The following is a 20132-nucleotide window of genomic DNA, read 5'->3' as shown; positions in this document are numbered from 1 at the left end:
AGTAAGTTACAGGAGGACGATAGATGAACATTTGGCAACTAGCGCTGCAAAATATAAAAGGGAATTGGCGTAATTATAAAGTGTTTTTCTTAAGTAGTTGTTTTGCAATATTTGCTTCTTACGCATATATGTCTGTCATTGTGCATCCGTATATGCAAGAGACGATGTGGTATCAAAACGTACGTTGGGGACTTATCATATGTAATGTTATAATCATTTCTTTTTTCGTCATATTTATTTTGTACTCTACTTCTATTTTCATAGAAGCACGTAAGAAAGAATTAGGGTTATATATGTTAATGGGAGCAACGAAGTCTAACGTAATAGGAGTAATTATGACCGAGCAAATATTAATTGGAATTTTTGCTAATATTTTCGGTATAGGGCTGGGCTTGATCTTTTTAAAGCTCTTCTTCATGGTGTTTAGTATGTTACTGGGGCTTCCGAAAGAACTCCCTGTTATATTTGACGTAAGTGCGATTGGTGTAACATTTATTACATATATGGTCGTTTTTATTTTGTTATCTTTTATAAGTGCTTTACGTATATGGAATATAAAAATCATTCGGTTATTGAAAGAATTTCGAACAGATAAAAAAGAGAAGAAAACATCAAAGTGGCTTTGTATATTCGGCTTTATTTGTTTAGGGATAGGATATGCGTTAGCGCTACAAGTGACGATGGCTACGATAGCAATATACTTTTTCCCTGTGTCTATACTTGTCTTTTTGGGAACGTATTTTTCTTTCGCGCATGGTGCTACCCAAGTGTTAGAAATGATAAAGCGAAATAAAAAGATTATGTATACATATCCATATTTGTTTATAGTGAATCAATTGTCACATCGAATGAAGGAAAATGGTCGCTTTTTCTTTCTGATGTCTATGGCAACGACGTTTGTAGTTACGGCAACAGGTACGGTGTTCTTGTATTTTTCTAGCATGCAAGATATGTGGCGAACTGGAGGGATACACTCGTTTTCGTACATAGAAAAAGGTATTTCTACTTATGAAGTCTTTGAAGAAGGTGCGGTTGAAAAATTACTGAATCAATATGGGTATGATGATTTTCAATATATGAGTTTTGTTGGAGTGTATGCATCCTTTCAGTCTAATAAAGGAGAAACAACAATAGCACCGCTTATAAAAGAAAGTGATTATAACCAAGAAGCGAGGAAACAAAAACAGAAAACATATCATCCTAAAAAAGATACAGTGACACTCGTTTATTATAATAAATACAATAATTCGAATGTATATAATCAAAAAGAGATTCAATTGCAAGTAATGAATCAACCATATCAATTCGTATTTAACGGTCAGAAAGAAGGGGTTCAATTTAACTATCACCCTTCGTACATTAATGGTCTGTTCTTCGTTATGAATGATGAAGACTTTGACAATATAGCAAATAAGGTTCCTGATTCTGAAAAGATGATATATAGAGGCTACACATTATCAAATATCGAAAAGACGAAGAAATTGAACGAAGATTTACGGAAACATATGAAACAAGATAATAATAATGCATTTCGAAGTAATATGGAGTTATATGTAAGTATGAAAGAAGGCGGCGATATTACTCTATTTGTGGGCTCGTTTATTAGTATATTATTCTTTCTTACTTCATGTAGTATCGTGTATTTTAAATGGTTCCATAATATTGCATCGGACCGAAAGCAGTATGGTGCACTCTCTAAACTTGGAATGACGAAGGAAGAAGTATGGAAAATTTCTCGTTGGCAATTATGTATGCTATTTTTTGCGCCAATTATAGTAGGGAGTATGCATAGTGCAGTTGCGTTATATACGTTTCATAATACTTTTTTTATGGATGGATCATTAAAAAAAGTAGGTTTGTTCATTCTGTTTTATATCGTAGCATGTATCATTTATTTCTTCTTCGCTCAAAGAGAATATAAGAAACATTTAGACTAGCAAATGCTAGTCTTTTTTTAATATTCGAAATTTACATAGAAGAATATAAAAAAGTATGGTATAACAGTAAGAAAACGAAAAAGAGGGGAAAAGACGATGATTCGAGTAGGATATTTAGGACCAGAAGCAACATTTACAAATATGGCGGTGAGTCGTTTTTTTCCGGAAGCAGATCATGTACCGTATCGAACGATTCCAGATTGTATAGATGCAGCTGCAAATGAAAATGTAGACTTCGCAGTCGTACCGTTAGAAAATGCAATAGAAGGTTCAGTGAATATAACGGTTGATTATCTTGTACATGAGCAGCCGCTTGCTATTGTAGGAGAAATTACAGTACCAATTCAGCAGCATTTACTTGTACATCCGCAGTATGCAGAAGTGTGGGATGAAGTATATGCGGTGCATTCTCATCCGCATGCCATTGCACAGTGCCATAAGTTTTTAAATGAAGAATTAAAAGGAGTAACTGTTCGAGATATGACATCCACAAGTGCCGCTGCGCAATATGTGAAAGAACATCCTGAAGAAAAAATTGCCGCTATTGCAAATGAAGCAGCTGCAGAAAAATACGGATTAACAATTGTAAGACGTAGTATTCATACGCATAAAAATAATCACACACGTTTCCTAGTACTTCATAAGAAAAAGAAAGCAATACTCCCGAATAACGGAGAAAACCGCGGAGAGAAAACGACGCTTATGATAACGTTACCTGCAGATTATGCAGGTGCCCTATATCAAGTGCTATCAGCTTTCGCATGGAGAAAATTAAACTTATCAAAAATCGAATCGCGTCCGATGAAAACAGGTCTTGGAAATTACTTTTTCTTAATCGATGTCGATAAAGCATACGATGACGTATTATTGCCAGGCGTAACGATGGAACTTGAAGCACTCGGTTTTTCTGTTACTGTGCTGGGGAGTTATTCTTCTTATTGGTTGTAAGATGTAGATGGAATATTTGTATTTGCCTAATCGTCCATATCATTTCATTGCCTAGTATATTTTTTGATAGATTAATAAAATCCCACCTGCAAAAGGTGGGATTCTTTATCCCGCTATTTGCCGGGCAGCCCGATTGGTGAGGGCTGATTAAAGTTTCACTTTATTTTAACTTCGCAAGACGATCTTCTAACTGACCACGCCAAATATCAGCTAGTTCTGGAACAGCAAGAATTTTTTCAATGCCATCTTTATCTTTTCTATTATGAAAATAAATTTCGTTAGAGAACAAAACAGAAACATTGCTCGGCTGACGTTCTAGTAATGTAATTTTTGAATCTTTACGTACAGTACCTTCTTGAAGAACGCGGCATAGGTAACCAGTAAATCCAGTTGCTACAATACGCGGCAGTATGCCAGGGATGCCAAGACGTTTTGAAATTGTGCTACAAGGTACGCGAGCTTGCGTTACTTGAATGATTGCTTCGCCTAGTTGATATGTATCTCCGATGCATACGTCATGCTCTAACATATTTGTTACGGTAATGTTTTCACCAAATGTGGAAGCGGGAAGCGTAGTTTGAAATTCCTCTTCCCATAGTGCGTAATGCTCGTGTGGGTACACACAAACAGCACGATCAGGTCCCCCGTGATGTTTTAAATCCGCTACGTCATCACCACGAAATCCGTCTTTTGAGAGAAAGGCCTCTTCTGTAGGAGCTTTACATATACCTGTTATCATTTCTTTATCTTCGCCATATTTCATTTGTTTCGGTTTGCCAATGCTAAAGTGAACGAGTTCAATTCCCATATTTGATCTCCTTTACGATTGATTACAATATTATAGCATTAAAAAAGCACAGAGAATGATAAAAACTCTGTGCTTTACATTAATAAACGAGAAATCCTGCTTTATCTAACGCCTCACAAGCAGCATCTAATTTTTCTTTAGAATCTGCCTCGATTGTATGTAAGTGAATACCATCTGTTAGTTGTGAAAGATAGGAAGCATTTGTGTTTTCGATTTTTTGTAAATATTGCTCTACATCAAAGCGATTGCTTACCATAATGGATGCTGTTAAGTCGCCGTATACAGGATGCTCAACTTTTACGTCTTTAATCGTAACACCATGGTCAACAAGCGTTGTGAGTTCCTGACGTACTTCTGCTGGTTTATGTTGGCATACAATTACGCGTTCGAAAGTTTGTTGCTTCTCTTGTGGCTTTAAATATAAATAACCTTGAGCAGTCGCAATAATTGGTTCGTTTCGTGCTTTAAGCAAGGAAATATCTTGCACGATAACTTGTCTACTTACGTTCGTCTTTTTCGATAGTTCATTCCCCGATAACGGTTCATTTGCAGCAAGAAGCCACTGGAGGATAAGCTGTCGTCTTTCTTCACCTAAAATCTTTTTTTGTTCATTTTGTTTCATTATGATTTAACACCTCTATAAAATTGATTTCCAATTGTGTGTAGTGCATGAATAGTAGTATCAATTTGATCTTTCGTTGTTTGTTGTCCGAAAGAGAAGCGGACATATTGTTTGGCCTCTTCATACGTTTTTCCAATTGCAAGCATAGTTTTCGAAGGTTCTTGTTTACCGACTTGGCAAGCACTTCCGGTGGAAATGGCAATACCATGACGATTACATTCTAGCATAGTATATTGACCTTCTATTCCTTTTATTGTAACCCCAACAATATGTGGTAAACAAGAAGTAGAATGACCTTCTACTTCAATTTCTAGCGGAAGTGTTTGTATTTGCTCTAAAAAGTAGGATCGTAACTCTTTAAAACGTAAACTTTCTTCCCATTGAGTTTTTAATATATTTTCAGCAGCTGTTAAAAAAGATGCGATGCCGGGAACGTTCACTGTACCTGGGCGAAATCCTTTTTCGTGAGAAGTTCCTGGAAATACTTGTTCCCAGCGAGATTGCGGATTTATGTAGCAAGCGCCGACACCTTTTGGGCCGTATATTTTATGTGCTGAAACAGAAAGACTATCAATCCCCATCTCAAAAACATGGATAGGCAGTTTACCAAATGTTTGTACACAATCCGTATGAAATAAAACATTATATGTTTTTAAAAGTGCACCGATTTCTGTAATGTTTTGAACGGTTCCGATTTCAGAGTTTCCATGCTGTATACTTGCTAGCACAGTATCCTCTGTAATAGCTGCCTCTAAATCTACTAAACAAATGAGTCCGCTTTTATCAACAGGAATTTCAGTGATCGTATAGCCTTTTGATTTTAGAGATTGAAAATAACTTCGAATGGATGCATGTTCCATAGGTGTCGTAATAATATGCTTCTTATTTCGGGCATTTAGAAGTGATTGAATCGCAAGATAGTTCGATTCCGATCCACCGCTTGTGAAAAATACTCCTTGTTCTTTGCCTCCAATCATTTCCGCAAATGTTTTTCGGCAAACTTGTAATAAAGAAGAAGCTGTTCCTCCAATATCATGTAAACTTTGTTCATTTCCGAAGTGTTGCGAAGCTGCTTTCATATATGTTTGTAACGCTTCCTCGCTCATAGGTGTAGTAGCTGCATAGTCAAGATATATCATCATGTAAGTTCCTCTCTCTAGTAAGAGTTACATTTCTTTTACTTTTTAAATGGTAGTGAAAATAAGAATTATAAAAAAACTCTTGTCATTATTTTAAAACTATGTAAATATAGGTGTCAAGACAGTTGAAAAGTGTAAAGTAGGAGGCAACAATTATGCCAAGTGCAGATGTCTTAATTATTGGAAGTGGCGTTGCGGCACTTCGTGTTGCAAAAGAGATTTGTCACGAAAAGAATGTGATTATTATCACAAAGGAGACGAAACGTAATAATAATACACATTTAGCTCAAGGTGGAATTGCCGCAGCGGTAGCTACATATGACAATCCTAATGATCATTTTGAAGATACGTTAGTAGCAGGGTGTCGTTATAACAATGAAGAAGTGGTCCGTTATTTAGTCGAGGAAGGACCGAAAGAAATTAATAACCTTATTGAAAGAGGAATGAAATTTGATGGAGATGAAACAGGTCCTCATCTTGGAAAAGAAGGAGCGCATCGAAAACGTCGTATTTTACATGCAGGTGGCGATGCAACAGGAAAGAATTTATTAGAGCATCTTATTCAAGAAGTAGCTCCATACGTTACGGTAGTGGAACAGGAAATGGTGCTTGATTTTATTATAGAAAAAGATAAATGTGTTGGGGCTTTAACTCGCAACAATAAAGGAGAACTGAAACGTTACAATGCAGATTATACGGTGTTAGCTTCAGGCGGTATTGGCGGTTTATACGCCTTTACTTCTAATGATGAGACAATTACAGGCGATGGACTTGCAATGGTGTACCGTGCAGGCGGAGAGCTTGTAGATTTAGAGTTTATACAATTTCATCCGACGATGTTATACGCGGGTGGGCGTTGTTCCGGCCTCGTGTCCGAAGCCGTTCGCGGAGAAGGAGCTGTCCTTATAAATGGCAAAGGGCAGCGTTTTATGATGGATATACATTCCGAACAGGATTTAGCGCCTCGTGATGTAGTCGCAAGGGCTATTCACGAACAGCTACTTGCGGGTGAAAAAGTGTACTTAAACATTGAAATGATTCAAAACTTTGAACAACGCTTTCCGACCGTGTCATCGATATGTAAAACAAATGGAGTCGATATAAATAAAAACCTTATTCCAGTCGTGCCCGGTACTCATTTTCACATGGGTGGCGTGAAAACGAACTGTGATGGAGAGACGTCTATTCCGAACCTATACGCAGTCGGAGAAGTAGCTTGTAATGGGGTTCATGGTGCAAATAGATTAGCGAGTAATTCATTATTAGAAGGTCTTGTGTTTGGAGGAAGAATCGGAAGGCACATTTTATCTAGAGAGACAAAAGAAAAGGTGAACATGCTAGCCGACAAAGAAGCAAAGTTTATCGTTCTGAATCATTTACCGACGAAAGAAGAAATACAAAAATGTATGATGAAATATGTTGGGATTGTGCGAACAGAGCAAAGCTTATTTTATGCGAAGAGATGGCTTAGTAAGTACGGTGTTCGAAATATGATATTACAACATGATGTTCTTACGAATGAAGAGATAACGCTTATTAATATGTTAACAGTTTGTGAGCTTATAGTTGTTTCAGCCCTGCAAAGAGAAGAAAGTATTGGCGGGCATTACCGAAGTGATTATCCAGATAGAAATATAGGAAAGAAAGAGATTGTTCGAGTAAAGAGAAAACTACAACTTGTGTGATGAGGGGAAGAGGGGCTTTATGAACACGATAAAAGTTAAAGAAGCATTAAATCGATTTTTTTTAGAAGATATAGGAGAAAGAGATGTAACATCTCAGCTTATTTTTCCAGATAACTTACTTTCGAAAGGAACGTTTCTTGCGAAGGATACAGGGGTCTTTGCAGGACGTTTAGTAATTGAATCAGGATTTAAATTAATTGATGAGAGAATTGAAGTAGAGCTTCATAAAAAAGATGGGGATCTTGTAGAAAAAGGCGAAATCATTGCAACTGTGCAAGGGCCAATTGCATCGTTATTAACAGCAGAGCGCGTTATATTAAACGTTATTCAGCGTATGAGCGGAATAGCGACGATGACGCGTAAAGCGGTTCTTGCTTTAGATAGTAGCCATACTCGCATTTGTGATACGCGAAAAACGATGCCAGGACTACGTATGTTTGATAAGTATGCAGTCGTGTGTGGTGGTGGATTTAATCATCGCTTCGGTTTATATGATGGTGTCATGATTAAAGACAATCATATTGTGTTTGCTGGTTCTATTACAAAAGCTGTTACATCAGTGAAAGAAAAGTTAGGACATATGGTGAAAGTAGAAGTAGAAACAGAAACTGAGGAACAGGTGAGAGAGGCTGTTGCTGCTGGTGCGGATATTATTATGTTCGATAATCGTACGCCAGATGAAATCCGGGAGTTTTCGAAAATTGTACCAAGCGCTATCGTTACAGAAGCTTCAGGGGGCATCACAATTGAAGATTTATCGAAATACGGAAAAACAGGGGTAGATTATATTTCACTTGGAGCGTTAACACATTCAGTGAAAGCACTTGATATTAGTTTCAATATTGAAGGGTAAGGAAAGTGGCTTAGAGGGGGAGAAACGTATATGAGTATTTTAGAACAAGTACAGCCAATTGAAACGATGTTACCAGAGCGTTATTACACGATGTCAACGGAAGATATGGAAAAGCGTGTTCGTGAAATTAAAGAGAAGATGGGGAAAATGTTATTCATTCCAGGGCATCATTATCAAAAAGATGAAGTGGTACAATTTTCAGATGCAGCAGGGGATTCACTTCAGCTTGCGCAAGTTGCAGCGAGCAATAAAGACGCAAAATATATTGTGTTTTGCGGGGTGCACTTTATGGCGGAAACAGCAGATATGTTAACGACAGATGATCAAGTTGTCATCTTACCAGATATGCGTGCAGGTTGTTCGATGGCGGATATGGCAGATATTGAACAAACAGAAAGAGCGTGGAAAGAGTTAAAGAAATTATTTGGAGATACGATGATTCCGTTAACATATGTGAACTCTACAGCTGCAATTAAAGCGTTTTGTGGTCGTAACGGAGGAGCAACAGTAACTTCTTCTAATGCAAAGCAAATGGTATCTTGGGCGTTTACTCAAAAAGAGCGTCTCGTCTTTTTACCAGACCAACATTTAGGGAGAAATACAGCGTACGATTTAGGTATCCCGTTAGATAAAATGGCAGTATGGGACCCACACACAGATTCATTAGAGTACGATGGGGATATAGAAGAAATTCAAGTGATTTTATGGAAAGGGCATTGTTCTGTTCATCAAAATTTTACAGTGAAGAACATTGAGAGCGTACGAAAAAATCATCCTGATATGAATATTATTGTACATCCAGAATGTTGCTATGAAGTTGTAGCTGCTTCAGATTATGCAGGCTCAACGAAATATATTATTGATATGATTGAATCGGCGCCATCTGGTAGCAAATGGGCGATTGGTACAGAAATGAATTTAGTGAACCGAATTATTCAGCAACATCCAGATAAAGAAATTGTTTCACTTAATCCATTTATGTGCCCGTGCTTAACGATGAACCGAATTGATCTGCCTCACTTATTATGGGTACTTGAAACGATAGAAAGAGGAGAAGAAATTAACGTTATTAGCGTAGATAAACAAGTAACGGCAGAAGCGGTTCTTGCATTAAATCGTATGTTAGAGCGTGTGTAAAGCAACGGCATTCCCGTTGCTTTTTTTCATACATATAATCATAACGAGAACGAAATGGGCATACATTGTTTTGAAGAAATCATTGTGGTTCTTTATGCTTATTCCACTTCGAATGATATTGAAAATCGAAGAAGTGCTAAAAGTGAAAAGAAGTTAATGTTATTTAGAAAGAGTTACTTCATGAGATTTGTTACTTATAGATAAGTTATACAGGAGGGGGAAAATTTGAAAATTCATATCGTGCAAAAAGGGGATACCCTTTGGAAAATTGCGAAAAAGTACGGAGTGGATTTTGATACGTTGAAAAAAACAAATACACAACTTAGTAATCCAGATTTAATTATGCCAGGTATGAAAATTAAAGTGCCATCCAAGAGTGTTCACATGAAACAACAGGCTGGAGCAGGTTCAGCGCCTCCAAAGCAATACGTAAAAGAAGTGCAACAAAAAGAATTTGCAGCAACACCAACTCCACTTGGAATAGAAGATGAAGAAGAAGTTACGTATCAATCAGCACCAATTACACAGCAGCCAGCTATGCAACAAACACAAAAAGAAGTGCAAGTAAAACCGCAGAAGGAGATGCAGGTAAAGCCGCAAAAAGAAGTACAGGTGAAACCGCAAAAAGAGGTGCAAAAAGAACAGCCAATTCAAAAAGAGAAACCAATTGAAAAACCGTCTGTTATTCAAAAACCACCTGTGATAGAAAAACAAAAACCGGCGGAAAAAGAAAACACGAAGTTTTCGGTAAATGTATTGCCACAGCCGCCACAACCACCAATAAAACCGAAAAAAGAATATAAAATTTCAGATGTAATAAAAAAAGGAAGCGAGTTAATTGCTCCTCAAATTAGTAAAATGAAACCTAACAATATCATTTCTCCGCAAACGAAAAAAAATAATATAGTATCGCCGCAAGTGAAGAAAGAGAATGTAGGTAATATAATAACGCCGCAAGTGAAGAAAGAAAATGTAGGGAATATAGTGTCACCGCAAGTCAAGAAAGAAAATGTAGGAAATATAGTGTCACCACAAGTGAAGAAAGAAAATGTAGGGAATATAGTGTCACCACAAGTGAAGAAAGAAAATGTAGGGAATATAGTGTCACCACAAGTGAAGAAAGAGAATATAGGGAATATAATATCGCCACAAGTGAAGAAAGAAAACATAGGGAATATAGTGTCACCACAAGTAAAGAAAGAAAACGTAGGGAATATAGTATCACCAAATGTATCGAAAGAAAATGTAGTTATTCCACAAGTCATACCGCCAAATATTCAAATGCCAAATATAATGCCAATTATGGATAACAACCAACCACCGAATATAATGCCAATCATGGATAACAACCAACCACCGAATATAATGCCAATCATGGATAACAACCAACCACCGAATATAATGCCAATCATGGATAACAACCAACCACCGAATATAATGCCAATTATGGATAACAATCAAATGCCGAATATGATGCCAATTATGGATAACAATCAAATGCCGAATATGATGCCGATAATGGATAACAATCAAATGCCGAATATGATGCCGATAATGGATAACAATCAAATGCCGAATATGATGCCAATTATGGATAACAATCAAATGCCGATAATGGATAACAATCAAATGCCGAATATGATGCCGATAATGGATAACAATCAAATGCCGAATATAATGCCGATAATGGATAACAATCAACCACCGAATATGATGCCATATCAAATGCCGTATCAACAGCCCATGATGCCGCCGAATACGTATTATCAACAACCAAATCCATATCAAATGCCATATCAGCAAGGAGCGCCGTTTGGACCACAATATACGTCTATGCCAAATCCGAATATGATGCCAATGGATAATAATATGCCGCCGCTTGTGCCGGGAGAGGAAGATTGTGGATGCGGAGGAGAAAGTAGACTATATAGTCCACAACCAGGTGGTCCGCAATATGCGAATCCTTTATATTATCAACCAACTCAGTCTGCATATGCACCACAGCCAGGAACGATGTATTATCAACCAGATCCACCAAATGTATTTGGAGAGCCCGTTTCAGAAGAAGAGGACGAAGAAGTTTAAAAAGGCGGGAGTATTCCCGCCTTTTTTGCATTCGTGTTAATTAAGAAAATGCAGTTTTTTTATGAAGTGCTAGAAAATTCCCAGTGAAATATTAACAGTGTAAAAACCTTCTCTGTTACTCATCATAAGAGGGAGCTTTTCAGTAGAGAAGCTCATTCTAACAGAGGGGGTTTTTGTATTGAATACGAAAGTAAAAGTGATTGCTGCTTCTTTGTTAGTTACCAGTGCATTAGCTGCATGTGGTACACCGAAAGATAACAATGCAATGGATGGACGTAACTACAATTACGAACGTACATCTTATAATGATACACACCAGTATCGTGATAATGTGACACGTAATGATCGTTATACAGATTATGTAACATATAGAAATGGTCGTAACGATACAGGATACAATTATTATCGAGATGTAAATTACAATGGACAAATTGCTAATCCGCATCCAACTCGTAATATTACAATGAACAATTCATACATTAACAATGATGGTAAAACAGCTGAAAGAATAACAAATCGTGTGAAACGTATGAATAACGTAGACCGTGTGTCTACAGTTGTATATGGAAACGATGTAGCGATTGCGGTAAAACCACGTAACACAGTGACAAATGAAACGGCGATGGCGAACGAAATTCGTCAAGCGGTTTCAAATGAAGTTGGAAACAGAAACGTATATGTTTCTGTAAGAAATGATATGTTTACTCGTGTCGATGCAATGAGTACGCGTCTACGTAACGGTACAGTTACAAACGATTTTAATCGTGACATAGTGAATATGTTCCGAGACATTCGTTACGGTTTAACTGGTACAGTGCGATAACAAAACAAAAGAGGAAGGGTGAGCCCTTCCTCTTTATTCATCGTTGTCTTGTAAACGACGTTTTTTAATAAAATAACTAACGGAGTAAGAAACTAAAAAGCATATGAAAAGAATACTACCTGTTAAAATAGCTTCAAACAGTGGTCTTTCTGGACTGAAAATAATATAAATAATAGCCATAACGATTCCTACAATAAGGGAGCGGAAGACAAGTTTATAATAAGGAGTTAACTTTATTTCCTTTTCACTTTCTTCTACATCGATTGAAACACTTAACTGTAAATAACTAAGGACGATACTTGTAAGAATAAATAATAGCCATAATGGAGATTTCGTAATTTGATCCATTCCTTCAGTGAATCCGATATAGCCTAAAATGCCAATTATACCAAGCGATTGAAAAAGAAAGGCAATACGTATGTTTTTTAATGTTTTCAGAATGAGACGTTCATCCTTTATTTTTTTCACAATATCCATCTCCGGTTTATTATGATTTCGCTGTTATATTAATTGTAACATATATATTACTTTTATCAATTTATAATTTACATATTATTCAGTTGGATAAAAGAGGGAATAAAATATTTTTATAAACATGTTGCACTTATAATTTATTAATGTTATATTAACAAAGCGATGAGCTAATTTACGTAAGACGAGAGATATGCTTAAGTGCTAAACACGCGAATGTGGTCGCCTGGTCTCTCGCCGTAAACGCATCAAGACGCCTGCTTTGCAGGCGTCTTTCATTTTATATAAAAGTAAATGATACATGCAGATGAGGTAAACCCTTATCTGCATTTTTTATTTTTCGAAAGAAATGTAATATGGATAAAACCACCATTTCCGGAAAAACTACTAATGAAAGTATGATCTTGCCTAAAAGAGGTGAACGGAAATGAAATGGATACTGATTGCGATGCAAGCTTTCGTTATGATGTTTTGTTTCGTTTATGAAACGAATGTGAAGGCGGAAGGGCCAGTACCAGAAGTAACGGAAAAAGAACCTGAGGTTACAATTTTATTAGAGCGTATGTATGTTGATGGAGAAGTAAGTGAGGAAATACTTACAGAAAAAGTAGCGGATTTAGAAAAGTTTTTACAGCAATATAAAGAATGGCAACTTGTTGATCGTGATGATGTACAAATCGTATTACAAAAGAAAGTTGATGATATTTCTCCGTTATTGAAAACGAGCGGATATTTTGGTGTTTCAGAGGAAGGGATATTACAAATTTTCAAAGGTGTGCCAAAAAGTGATAATGCGATCCATTCTTTCTTTCAAATTGATATGAAAAAGCTTGAGAGTTATGAGCGTGCGAAATTGAAGCGTGGTATTCGGATTAAATCAAAAGAAGGTTTTGTAAAGACGATTGAAAAAATGAAACAATACGCAGTGCAAAATAAGAAAAAAAGCAGCTCATGGTGAGCTGCTTTTTCTTACTTATTTTTAGCTAAAATTTCTTTTGCGATTTCATCAATTAGCATATCTTTTCCAATTGGATTGAATGCTTTCGTATTGAAGACTTCATTTGATACTTCATATACGTGATTATTTTTAACTGCTTTATTGTCTTTCCAAACGGCACTGTTTTTGTAGTCTTCGTACACTTTATCAGCTTCGCCGCCGAAGTTTACAATAAACATTTGATCAGGCTGGAATGCAACTAGACCTTCTAGTGATACTTGCGCCATCGTTTGTTTTAAATCTGTACCTTTTGTTGCAGGAAGTTTTAAGTCGTTAAAGATGATGTCACCGTATCCGAAGCTGCCGTATACACGGAAGTTTTGAGGTGTAACTGCAACGAACATAAAGTTCTCATCTTTTGTTTTCTCTTTAATTTTTTTAGATAAAGAGTCTGCTTTCTTATCGTAGTCTGCAATCCATTTGTCTGCTTTCTTCTCTTCGTCAAATAGCTTACCTACTTCTTTAAACTTACCACGCCAGTCTTCTAAGTTTGTTTCTAGAACAACTGTAGGTGCAACCTTTTCTAGTTGATCATAAATTTTTAATTGACGGTTGTTTAAAATAATTAAGTCTGGTTTTAAAGCAGTAACAGCTTCTAAATCAACTTTAGGTGCCCAGTACCAACCCACTGCTTTTACTCCATCTAACTTGTCTGTTAAGTGATTTTGGATTTTATCTTTATATGTATTTGCTGTACCAACAGGTTTGTGTCCAAGAAGTAATAGTTCTTCTGTTGATCCAGATAAGTCAACAATTCTCTTTGGATTTACTGGAATTGTAGCTTCACCTTTAGCATGTTTTACAACTTTTGTTTTCGGTTGTTCTTTTGCTTTTGATTCTTCTTTTTGAGAAGAACAGCCAACGATAGAAAGAACAACAAGCATAATAGTAAATAAAATAAATAGCTTACGTTTCATCCTGATGTAACCCCTTTAATTAGTATTGATAATCATTATCGACCTCTGTATATTAAGGTGCTTTAATCTTTCTGTCAATGGAAAATAACAGAAGTTTCAAGTGGAGAACATTTGTTGGGGCAGTCTCGCTTTTCTATCATTAAATATGTTAAAATGGAATACATGATTTAAGAGGGAGAGATCGTATTTTGTTTGAATATGTTACAGGTTACGTGGAGTATGTAGGGCCGGAATATGTCGTAATTGACCATAATGGAATTGGTTATCAAATTTTCACACCAAATCCGTATGTATTTCAAAGAAGTAAGCAAGAAATCCGTGTCTATACATATCATTATGTGAGAGAAGATATTATGGCACTTTACGGGTTTAAAACACGTGAAGAGCGTTTATTATTTACAAAGTTGTTAGGCGTGTCTGGCATTGGGCCAAAAGGCGCTCTTGCAATTTTAGCTTCTGGTCAAACAGGACAGGTCGTTCAAGCGATTGAGCATGAAGATGAGAAGTTTTTAGTGAAATTCCCAGGCGTCGGAAAGAAAACAGCACGCCAAATGATTTTAGATTTAAAAGGAAAACTAGCAGATGTCGTACCAGATGCATTTGTGGATTTATTCTCAGACACAGAACGTTTTGATGAGAAGAAAGGTTCATCAGCTGAGCTTGATGAGGCACTGGAAGCTCTGCGCGCACTTGGATACGCAGAACGCGAAGTTTCTCGCGTTGTACCAGAGTTATTAAAAGAATCATTAACGACGGATCAGTATATTAAAAAGGCACTTAGTCTTTTACTAAATGGTAAGAGGTGAGTATAATGGACGAACGTCTCCTTTCAGGGGAATCTGCATATGAAGATGCGGATTTAGAATATTCATTACGGCCACAGACGCTCCGTCAGTATATTGGCCAAGATAAAGCGAAACATAATTTAGAAGTATTTATTGAAGCAGCGAAAATGCGTGAAGAAACGTTAGATCACGTGCTTTTATATGGACCACCAGGTCTTGGTAAAACGACGCTTGCGAATATTATTGCAAATGAGATGGGCGTTAATGTTAGAACAACTTCAGGTCCCGCGATTGAAAGACCAGGAGATTTAGCTGCTGTATTAACAGCGCTTCAGCCAGGGGATGTATTATTTATTGATGAAATTCATCGTTTGCATAGATCAATTGAAGAAGTATTGTATCCTGCGATGGAAGACTTTTGCCTTGATATCGTAATTGGAAAAGGGCCTTCAGCACGTTCTGTACGCCTAGATTTACCGCCATTTACATTAGTTGGAGCAACGACACGCGCCGGAGCATTATCGGCACCGCTTCGTGACCGCTTCGGTGTACTTTCAAGGTTAGAGTACTACACAGTAGATCAGCTTTCTGCGATTGTTGAACGTACAGCAGAAGTGTTTGAAGTTGAAATCGATTCGTTAGCTGCATTAGAAATTGCAAGACGTGCTCGTGGTACACCTCGTATTGCGAATCGTCTTTTAAGACGTGTACGTGATTTCGCGCAAGTTCGTGGTAACGGAACGGTTACGATGGAAATTACGCAAATGGCATTAGAGCTACTGCAAGTAGATAAATTAGGTCTAGATCATATTGATCATAAATTACTGCTTGGTATTATTGAGAAATTCCGTGGTGGTCCAGTTGGATTAGAAACGGTTTCAGCAACAATTGGAGAAGAATCTCATACGATTGAAGATGTGTATGAGCCGTATTTATTACAAATTGGCTTTTTACAACGAACGCCAAGGGGCCGAATTGTAACGCCGCTTGCGTATGAACATTTCGGAATGGAGATGCCAAAAGTATGATGGAGATGCCCAAAATGCTTATTACAGCGGGAATCTTACTCATCGTTGTTGGATTAGCTTGGAAGTTCATTGGCAGGCTTCCAGGCGATATTTTTGTGAAAAAAGGAAACGTTACCTTTTATTTTCCTATCATTACATGTATTGTGTTAAGTATTGTACTATCTTTTATTATGTATATAATAAATCGATTTAAATAAGAAATAGGTGGATATAGCTATGGATATAAATCTGTTTGATTTTCATTTACCAGAAGAACTTATTGCACAAGTCCCGTTAGAAGATCGTGAAACATCAAGATTAATGGTGTTAGACCGTGAAACAGGTGATATTGAGCATAAACATTTTACGGACATTCTTTCTTACTTACATGAGGGGGATTGCTTAGTTTTAAATGAAACGAAAGTTATGCCTGCTCGTTTGCACGGTGTGAAAGAAGATACAGGCGCGCACATTGAAGTACTTCTTTTAAAACAAGAAGAAGGCGATAAGTGGGAAACGCTTGTAAAGCCAGCGAAACGTGTAAAAGAAGGAACTGTTATCTCTTTTGGCGAAGGGAAATTAAAAGCAATTTGCACAGGAACTGCAGATCAAGGTGGACGTCAGCTTGAATTTTCATATGACGGCATCTTCTATGAAATTTTAGATGAACTTGGGGAAATGCCACTTCCTCCATATATTAAAGAGACGCTAGAAGATCGCGATCGCTATCAAACAGTATATGCGAAAGAAATCGGTTCAGCAGCAGCGCCGACTGCGGGACTTCACTTTACAGAAGAGTTACTTGAGAAGTTAAAGCAAAAAGGCGTTCAGTTGGCATTCATTACACTTCACGTAGGGCTTGGAACATTTAGACCAGTTTCTGCAGACACGATTGAAGAACACCATATGCACGCAGAATATTACCATATGTCTGAAGAGACAGCGGCATTATTAAATCGTGTAAAAGAGAATGGTGGACGTATTATTACTGTAGGTACGACATCAACTCGTACGTTAGAAACAATTGCAACAGATCATGACGGTAAGCTTTGCGCCGCTTCTGGATGGACAGATATTTTCATGTATCCGGGATATGAATTTAAAGCAATTGATGGTTTAATTACAAACTTCCACTTGCCGAAATCAACATTAATCATGCTTGTAAGTGCATTTGCAAATAGAGATAATGTACTTCATGCTTATAATGAAGCAGTAAAAGAAAAATATCGTTTCTTTAGCTTCGGTGATGCAATGTTCGTTGCATCTCACGCTAAAATGAGAAACAAATAAAAGGAGTAAGTTATGACAGCAATTCGTTATGAATTTATTAAGACATGTAAACAAACGGGTGCCCGTTTAGGTCGTGTGCATACACCGCACGGTTCATTTGATACACCAACATTTATGCCAGTTGGTACACTTGCGACAGTTAAGACAATGTCACCGGAAGAATTAAAAGCAATGGATTCTGGCATTATTTTAAGTAATACGTATCATTTATGGCTACGTCCAGGTCATGAAATTATTCGTGAAGCAGGCGGCTTGCATAAATTTATGAACTGGGATCGTGCAATCTTAACAGACTCTGGTGGTTTCCAAGTATTCAGTTTAAGTGACTTCCGTCGTATTGAAGAGGAAGGCGTTCACTTCCGTAATCACTTAAATGGAGATAAATTATTCTTATCACCAGAAAAAGCGATGGAAATCCAAAATGCATTAGGTTCGGATATTATGATGGCATTTGATGAGTGTCCGCCATTCCCGGCTACTTTTGAATATATGAAGAAATCTGTAGAGCGTACGAGCCGCTGGGCAGAACGTTGCTTAAAAGCGCATGAACGTCCGCAAGATCAAGGTTTATTCGGTATTGTACAGGGCGGGGAGTACGAAGAGCTTCGTCGTCAAAGTGCGAAAGACCTTGTTTCAATGGACTTCCCTGGTTACGCTGTAGGTGGTTTATCTGTTGGTGAACCGAAAGATATTATGAACCGTGTACTTGAGTTTACAACACCACTTCTTCCAGATAATAAGCCTCGTTACTTAATGGGTGTAGGTTCTCCTGACTCATTAATCGATGGTGCAATTCGTGGTATTGATATGTTTGACTGTGTACTTCCAACTCGTATCGCTCGAAATGGTACATGTATGACAAGTGAAGGTCGACTCGTTGTAAAAAATGCGAAATTCGCAAGAGACTTCGGTCCGCTTGATCCAAACTGTGATTGCTACACATGTAAAAACTACTCACGTGCGTATATTCGTCATTTAATGAAATGTGATGAAACGTTCGGAATTCGTTTAACGTCTTATCACAACCTTCATTTTCTGTTAAACTTAATGGAGCAGGTGAGACAAGCTATTCGTGAAGACCGTCTTGGCGATTTCCGCGAAGAGTTCTTTGAACAGTATGGCTTTAATAAACCGAATGCTAAAAACTTCTAATACATAATTTAAAAGGAGGAACAAAAGATGAATGCAGGTATGATGAATATCGTTATGATCGTTGCGATGTTTGCGATTTTCTATTTCTTATTAATTCGCCCGCAACAAAAACGTCAAAAAGCAGTTGCTCAAATGCAAAGTGAGTTAGCAAAAGGTGATGCTATCGTAACAATCGGTGGTTTACACGGTACAATCGAATCAGTAGATGAGACGAAAATCGTTATTAAATCTGGTGGTTCACACTTAACTTTCGATCGCAATGCGATTCGTGAAGTTGTGAAAAACTAATGTGGAAGGCCCTGCATGAAATGTGCAGGGCCTTTTTTAGTTACTTTGCTTTGACATATTTACACCGAAAATACCACCGAGTGTACTCGCCCCCATTAATGCTAATTGATAAAGTAATTGTGAGTTCGATAAGGTTTGAGAAAAGCCTAAATAGTTAACTAGAAAGACGAGTATAGTGAATGTGAGCCCTGTTGTGAAACCTACTAGCCAACCTTTTCCTTGAGCCTTTTTGCCGGCAGTAAATCCAGACATAAGCATAGATAAAAGAGCGAGTATAAAAATAGTAACGGTTAATGTCCCTTCATTTATATTTGTAAACTTTAATAAAAGAGCCATAATCATACTAGTAATAGATGCGAGAATTAGTAGTGTAACAATACCGAAGCCAATTGCAGTTGATAATTTTTTCGTTCCATCCATTTATGCATTCCCCCTTTTTAATACAAGCATATTTTCCTTTTGCCCAAGTTAGACTAGTTTCTTTTTTATAGGGGAGTCTATACGTAAAAAAGGAGATGTAGAAATGGAATGGATATCAATAATTGGACGGACAATGCTTTTGTATATCATCATCTTAATTATTTTTCGTCTTATGGGTAAACGTGAGATAGGAGAGCTAAGTGTATTAGATTTAGTCGTATTTATTATGCTTGGAGAAATGGCCGTAGTGGCAATTGAAAATACCGATAAATCACTTTGGCATCAATTAGTTCCGATGACTTTTCTTATGTGCATCCAAATTATTTTGTCAGTCATTTCCCTAAAGTATCAACGCTTTCGGCATTTAATAGAAGGTGAGCCAGCTATTCTTGTAAACGCGGGGAAGATTGATGAAAAGAAGATGAGAAAGCAACGGTATAATATAGATGATTTAATGATGCAATTAAGGGAACAAGGAGTTGGAGATATTCGGGATGTAGAATATGCTATTTTGGAACCGTCTGGGAAGTTATCTGTCTTTCAAAAACAAAAAAATAAACAAGATACATTACAGTTTACGCTTCCACTTATTATTGATGGAGAAATTCAATCTAGTCATTTACAAATGATTGAGCATACAGATGAATGGCTTATTGAGAAATTAAAAAACTTAGGTTATAACGATGTAACACAAATTTTATACTGTAGTTTTCAAAACGGACAATTTTTTGTTGATGTAAAAGAAAATTAGAGATTTATCCTTTGAAA

General features: G+C 37.1%; 20 protein-coding genes and 1 pseudogene. 15 read left to right on the top strand and 6 right to left on the bottom strand.

The window, feature by feature from the left end; all coding sequences use genetic code 11:
* The first annotated feature begins 23 nt into the window (after positions 1–23).
* Together QCI81_RS09140 and pheA are read left to right on the top strand one after the other, a co-directional pair.
* Positions 24–1937: an ABC transporter permease gene (locus QCI81_RS09140; protein WP_353810673.1), complete on the top strand. Its 1914-nt coding sequence runs from the start codon at positions 24–26 to the stop codon at positions 1935–1937.
* 96 nt (positions 1938–2033) lie between these two features.
* Positions 2034–2885 (top strand): prephenate dehydratase, encoded by an 852-nt coding sequence (gene pheA, locus QCI81_RS09135; RefSeq protein ID WP_053563608.1) that lies wholly within the window; start codon positions 2034–2036, stop codon positions 2883–2885.
* Between the two features lie 160 nt (positions 2886–3045).
* On the opposite strand, the gene QCI81_RS09130 is transcribed toward pheA, so the two are convergent.
* The 3 genes from QCI81_RS09130 to QCI81_RS09120 all read right to left on the bottom strand — a co-directional run bounded on the left by QCI81_RS09130 (position 3046) and on the right by QCI81_RS09120 (position 5457).
* Positions 3046–3693 carry an MOSC domain-containing protein gene (locus QCI81_RS09130; RefSeq protein ID WP_053563609.1) on the bottom strand — a complete coding sequence of 216 codons (648 nt, stop codon included), beginning with the start codon at positions 3691–3693 and terminating at the stop codon, positions 3046–3048.
* A gap of 79 nt (positions 3694–3772) precedes the next feature.
* The gene (locus QCI81_RS09125) at positions 3773–4315 is read right to left on the bottom strand and encodes a transcription repressor NadR (protein WP_053563610.1); all 543 of its coding nucleotides are present in this window, start codon (positions 4313–4315) and stop codon (positions 3773–3775) included.
* On the bottom strand, positions 4315–5457 hold the full coding sequence (locus QCI81_RS09120; protein WP_353810672.1) for an IscS subfamily cysteine desulfurase: 1143 nt from the start codon (positions 5455–5457) through the stop codon (positions 4315–4317). The genes QCI81_RS09125 and QCI81_RS09120 overlap by 1 nt, the downstream gene beginning before the upstream one ends.
* Positions 5458–5609: 152 nt before the next feature.
* On the opposite strand from QCI81_RS09120, the gene nadB reads away from it, so the two are divergent.
* From nadB to QCI81_RS09095, 5 genes and pseudogenes are all read left to right on the top strand, one after another.
* Positions 5610–7139, top strand: a complete 1530-nt coding sequence (gene nadB, locus QCI81_RS09115) for an L-aspartate oxidase (protein ID WP_071729589.1) — start codon at positions 5610–5612, stop codon at positions 7137–7139.
* A 19-nt stretch (positions 7140–7158) separates the two neighbouring features.
* A complete protein-coding gene (gene nadC, locus QCI81_RS09110) occupies positions 7159–7992 on the top strand; it encodes a carboxylating nicotinate-nucleotide diphosphorylase (RefSeq protein ID WP_001092229.1) in 834 nt (277 codons plus the stop codon).
* 30 nt (positions 7993–8022) lie between these two features.
* The gene (gene nadA, locus QCI81_RS09105) at positions 8023–9129 is read left to right on the top strand and encodes a quinolinate synthase NadA (RefSeq protein ID WP_000025335.1); all 1107 of its coding nucleotides are present in this window, start codon (positions 8023–8025) and stop codon (positions 9127–9129) included.
* A 225-nt stretch (positions 9130–9354) separates the two neighbouring features.
* Positions 9355–9511: pseudogene (safA, locus tag QCI81_RS27165) on the top strand (SafA/ExsA family spore coat assembly protein); the annotation flags it as partial.
* A 1881-nt stretch (positions 9512–11392) separates the two neighbouring features.
* Entirely contained in the window at positions 11393–12037 is a 645-nt protein-coding gene (locus tag QCI81_RS09095) for a YhcN/YlaJ family sporulation lipoprotein (protein ID WP_001093537.1), read from the top strand.
* Positions 12038–12070: 33 nt separating this feature from the next.
* Here the strand turns inward: QCI81_RS09095 and QCI81_RS09090 are convergent, their stop codons facing one another.
* Positions 12071–12505 (bottom strand): hypothetical protein, encoded by a 435-nt coding sequence (locus tag QCI81_RS09090; protein WP_023523099.1) that lies wholly within the window; start codon positions 12503–12505, stop codon positions 12071–12073.
* Positions 12506–12935: 430 nt separating this feature from the next.
* On the opposite strand from QCI81_RS09090, the gene QCI81_RS09085 reads away from it, so the two are divergent.
* A complete protein-coding gene (locus QCI81_RS09085; protein WP_000871172.1) occupies positions 12936–13466 on the top strand; it encodes a BofC C-terminal domain-containing protein in 531 nt (176 codons plus the stop codon).
* Positions 13467–13477: 11 nt separating this feature from the next.
* Here the strand turns inward: QCI81_RS09085 and QCI81_RS09080 are convergent, their stop codons facing one another.
* Positions 13478–14422 (bottom strand): iron-hydroxamate ABC transporter substrate-binding protein, encoded by a 945-nt coding sequence (locus QCI81_RS09080; RefSeq protein ID WP_000823606.1) that lies wholly within the window; start codon positions 14420–14422, stop codon positions 13478–13480.
* Between the two features lie 188 nt (positions 14423–14610).
* On the opposite strand from QCI81_RS09080, the gene ruvA reads away from it, so the two are divergent.
* The 6 genes from ruvA to yajC are packed head-to-tail and all read left to right on the top strand — an operon-like array spanning position 14611 to position 18944.
* Complete coding sequence (gene ruvA, locus QCI81_RS09075) at positions 14611–15228, top strand: Holliday junction DNA helicase RuvA (protein WP_000464511.1); 618 nt, start codon at positions 14611–14613, stop codon at positions 15226–15228.
* A 5-nt stretch (positions 15229–15233) separates the two neighbouring features.
* Positions 15234–16235, top strand: coding sequence for a Holliday junction branch migration DNA helicase RuvB (gene ruvB / locus QCI81_RS09070; RefSeq protein WP_000344450.1), 1002 nt, complete (start codon positions 15234–15236; stop codon positions 16233–16235).
* Complete coding sequence (locus QCI81_RS09065; protein WP_000970410.1) at positions 16232–16432, top strand: DUF2905 domain-containing protein; 201 nt, start codon at positions 16232–16234, stop codon at positions 16430–16432. The genes ruvB and QCI81_RS09065 overlap by 4 nt, the downstream gene beginning before the upstream one ends.
* 19 nt (positions 16433–16451) lie before the next feature.
* Positions 16452–17504, top strand: a complete 1053-nt coding sequence (queA, locus tag QCI81_RS09060; RefSeq protein WP_353810670.1) for a tRNA preQ1(34) S-adenosylmethionine ribosyltransferase-isomerase QueA — start codon at positions 16452–16454, stop codon at positions 17502–17504.
* 12 nt (positions 17505–17516) lie between these two features.
* Positions 17517–18656, top strand: coding sequence for a tRNA guanosine(34) transglycosylase Tgt (tgt, locus tag QCI81_RS09055; protein WP_000125365.1), 1140 nt, complete (start codon positions 17517–17519; stop codon positions 18654–18656).
* A gap of 27 nt (positions 18657–18683) precedes the next feature.
* Complete coding sequence (gene yajC / locus QCI81_RS09050) at positions 18684–18944, top strand: preprotein translocase subunit YajC (RefSeq protein WP_000991115.1); 261 nt, start codon at positions 18684–18686, stop codon at positions 18942–18944.
* Between the two features lie 36 nt (positions 18945–18980).
* On the opposite strand, the gene QCI81_RS09045 is transcribed toward yajC, so the two are convergent.
* Complete coding sequence (locus QCI81_RS09045) at positions 18981–19364, bottom strand: TIGR04086 family membrane protein (RefSeq protein WP_000349148.1); 384 nt, start codon at positions 19362–19364, stop codon at positions 18981–18983.
* Between the two features lie 103 nt (positions 19365–19467).
* On the opposite strand from QCI81_RS09045, the gene QCI81_RS09040 reads away from it, so the two are divergent.
* The gene (locus tag QCI81_RS09040) at positions 19468–20115 is read left to right on the top strand and encodes a DUF421 domain-containing protein (RefSeq protein WP_000454821.1); all 648 of its coding nucleotides are present in this window, start codon (positions 19468–19470) and stop codon (positions 20113–20115) included.
* The last annotated feature ends 17 nt before the right edge of the window (positions 20116–20132 follow it).

Origin of the sequence: Bacillus cereus group sp. MG20, assembly GCF_040459885.1 — a bacterium.
In the GTDB taxonomy this organism is placed as follows: Bacteria; Bacillota; Bacilli; order Bacillales; family Bacillaceae_G; genus Bacillus_A; species Bacillus_A cereus.
The sequence above is the reverse complement of the archived record's forward strand: the minus strand, read 5'-3'. Positions and strand labels throughout refer to the sequence as shown.

Bases quoted from the DNA above. Each gene is read 5' to 3' on its own strand.
- QCI81_RS09140 (WP_353810673.1), top strand. From the start codon at position 24: ATGAACATTTGGCAACTAGCGCTGCAAAATATAAAAGGGAATTGGCGT.
- pheA (WP_053563608.1), top strand. From the start codon at position 2,034: ATGATTCGAGTAGGATATTTAGGACCAGAAGCAACATTTACAAATATG.
- QCI81_RS09130 (WP_053563609.1), bottom strand. From the start codon at position 3,693: ATGGGAATTGAACTCGTTCACTTTAGCATTGGCAAACCGAAACAAATG.
- QCI81_RS09125 (WP_053563610.1), bottom strand. From the start codon at position 4,315: ATGAAACAAAATGAACAAAAAAAGATTTTAGGTGAAGAAAGACGACAG.
- QCI81_RS09120 (WP_353810672.1), bottom strand. From the start codon at position 5,457: ATGATGATATATCTTGACTATGCAGCTACTACACCTATGAGCGAGGAA.
- nadB (WP_071729589.1), top strand. From the start codon at position 5,610: ATGCCAAGTGCAGATGTCTTAATTATTGGAAGTGGCGTTGCGGCACTT.
- nadC (WP_001092229.1), top strand. From the start codon at position 7,159: ATGAACACGATAAAAGTTAAAGAAGCATTAAATCGATTTTTTTTAGAA.
- nadA (WP_000025335.1), top strand. From the start codon at position 8,023: ATGAGTATTTTAGAACAAGTACAGCCAATTGAAACGATGTTACCAGAG.
- QCI81_RS09085 (WP_000871172.1), top strand. From the start codon at position 12,936: ATGAAATGGATACTGATTGCGATGCAAGCTTTCGTTATGATGTTTTGT.
- QCI81_RS09080 (WP_000823606.1), bottom strand. From the start codon at position 14,422: ATGAAACGTAAGCTATTTATTTTATTTACTATTATGCTTGTTGTTCTT.
- ruvB (WP_000344450.1), top strand. From the start codon at position 15,234: ATGGACGAACGTCTCCTTTCAGGGGAATCTGCATATGAAGATGCGGAT.
- QCI81_RS09065 (WP_000970410.1), top strand. From the start codon at position 16,232: ATGATGGAGATGCCCAAAATGCTTATTACAGCGGGAATCTTACTCATC.
- queA (WP_353810670.1), top strand. From the start codon at position 16,452: ATGGATATAAATCTGTTTGATTTTCATTTACCAGAAGAACTTATTGCA.
- tgt (WP_000125365.1), top strand. From the start codon at position 17,517: ATGACAGCAATTCGTTATGAATTTATTAAGACATGTAAACAAACGGGT.
- yajC (WP_000991115.1), top strand. From the start codon at position 18,684: ATGAATGCAGGTATGATGAATATCGTTATGATCGTTGCGATGTTTGCG.
- QCI81_RS09045 (WP_000349148.1), bottom strand. From the start codon at position 19,364: ATGGATGGAACGAAAAAATTATCAACTGCAATTGGCTTCGGTATTGTT.
- QCI81_RS09040 (WP_000454821.1), top strand. From the start codon at position 19,468: ATGGAATGGATATCAATAATTGGACGGACAATGCTTTTGTATATCATC.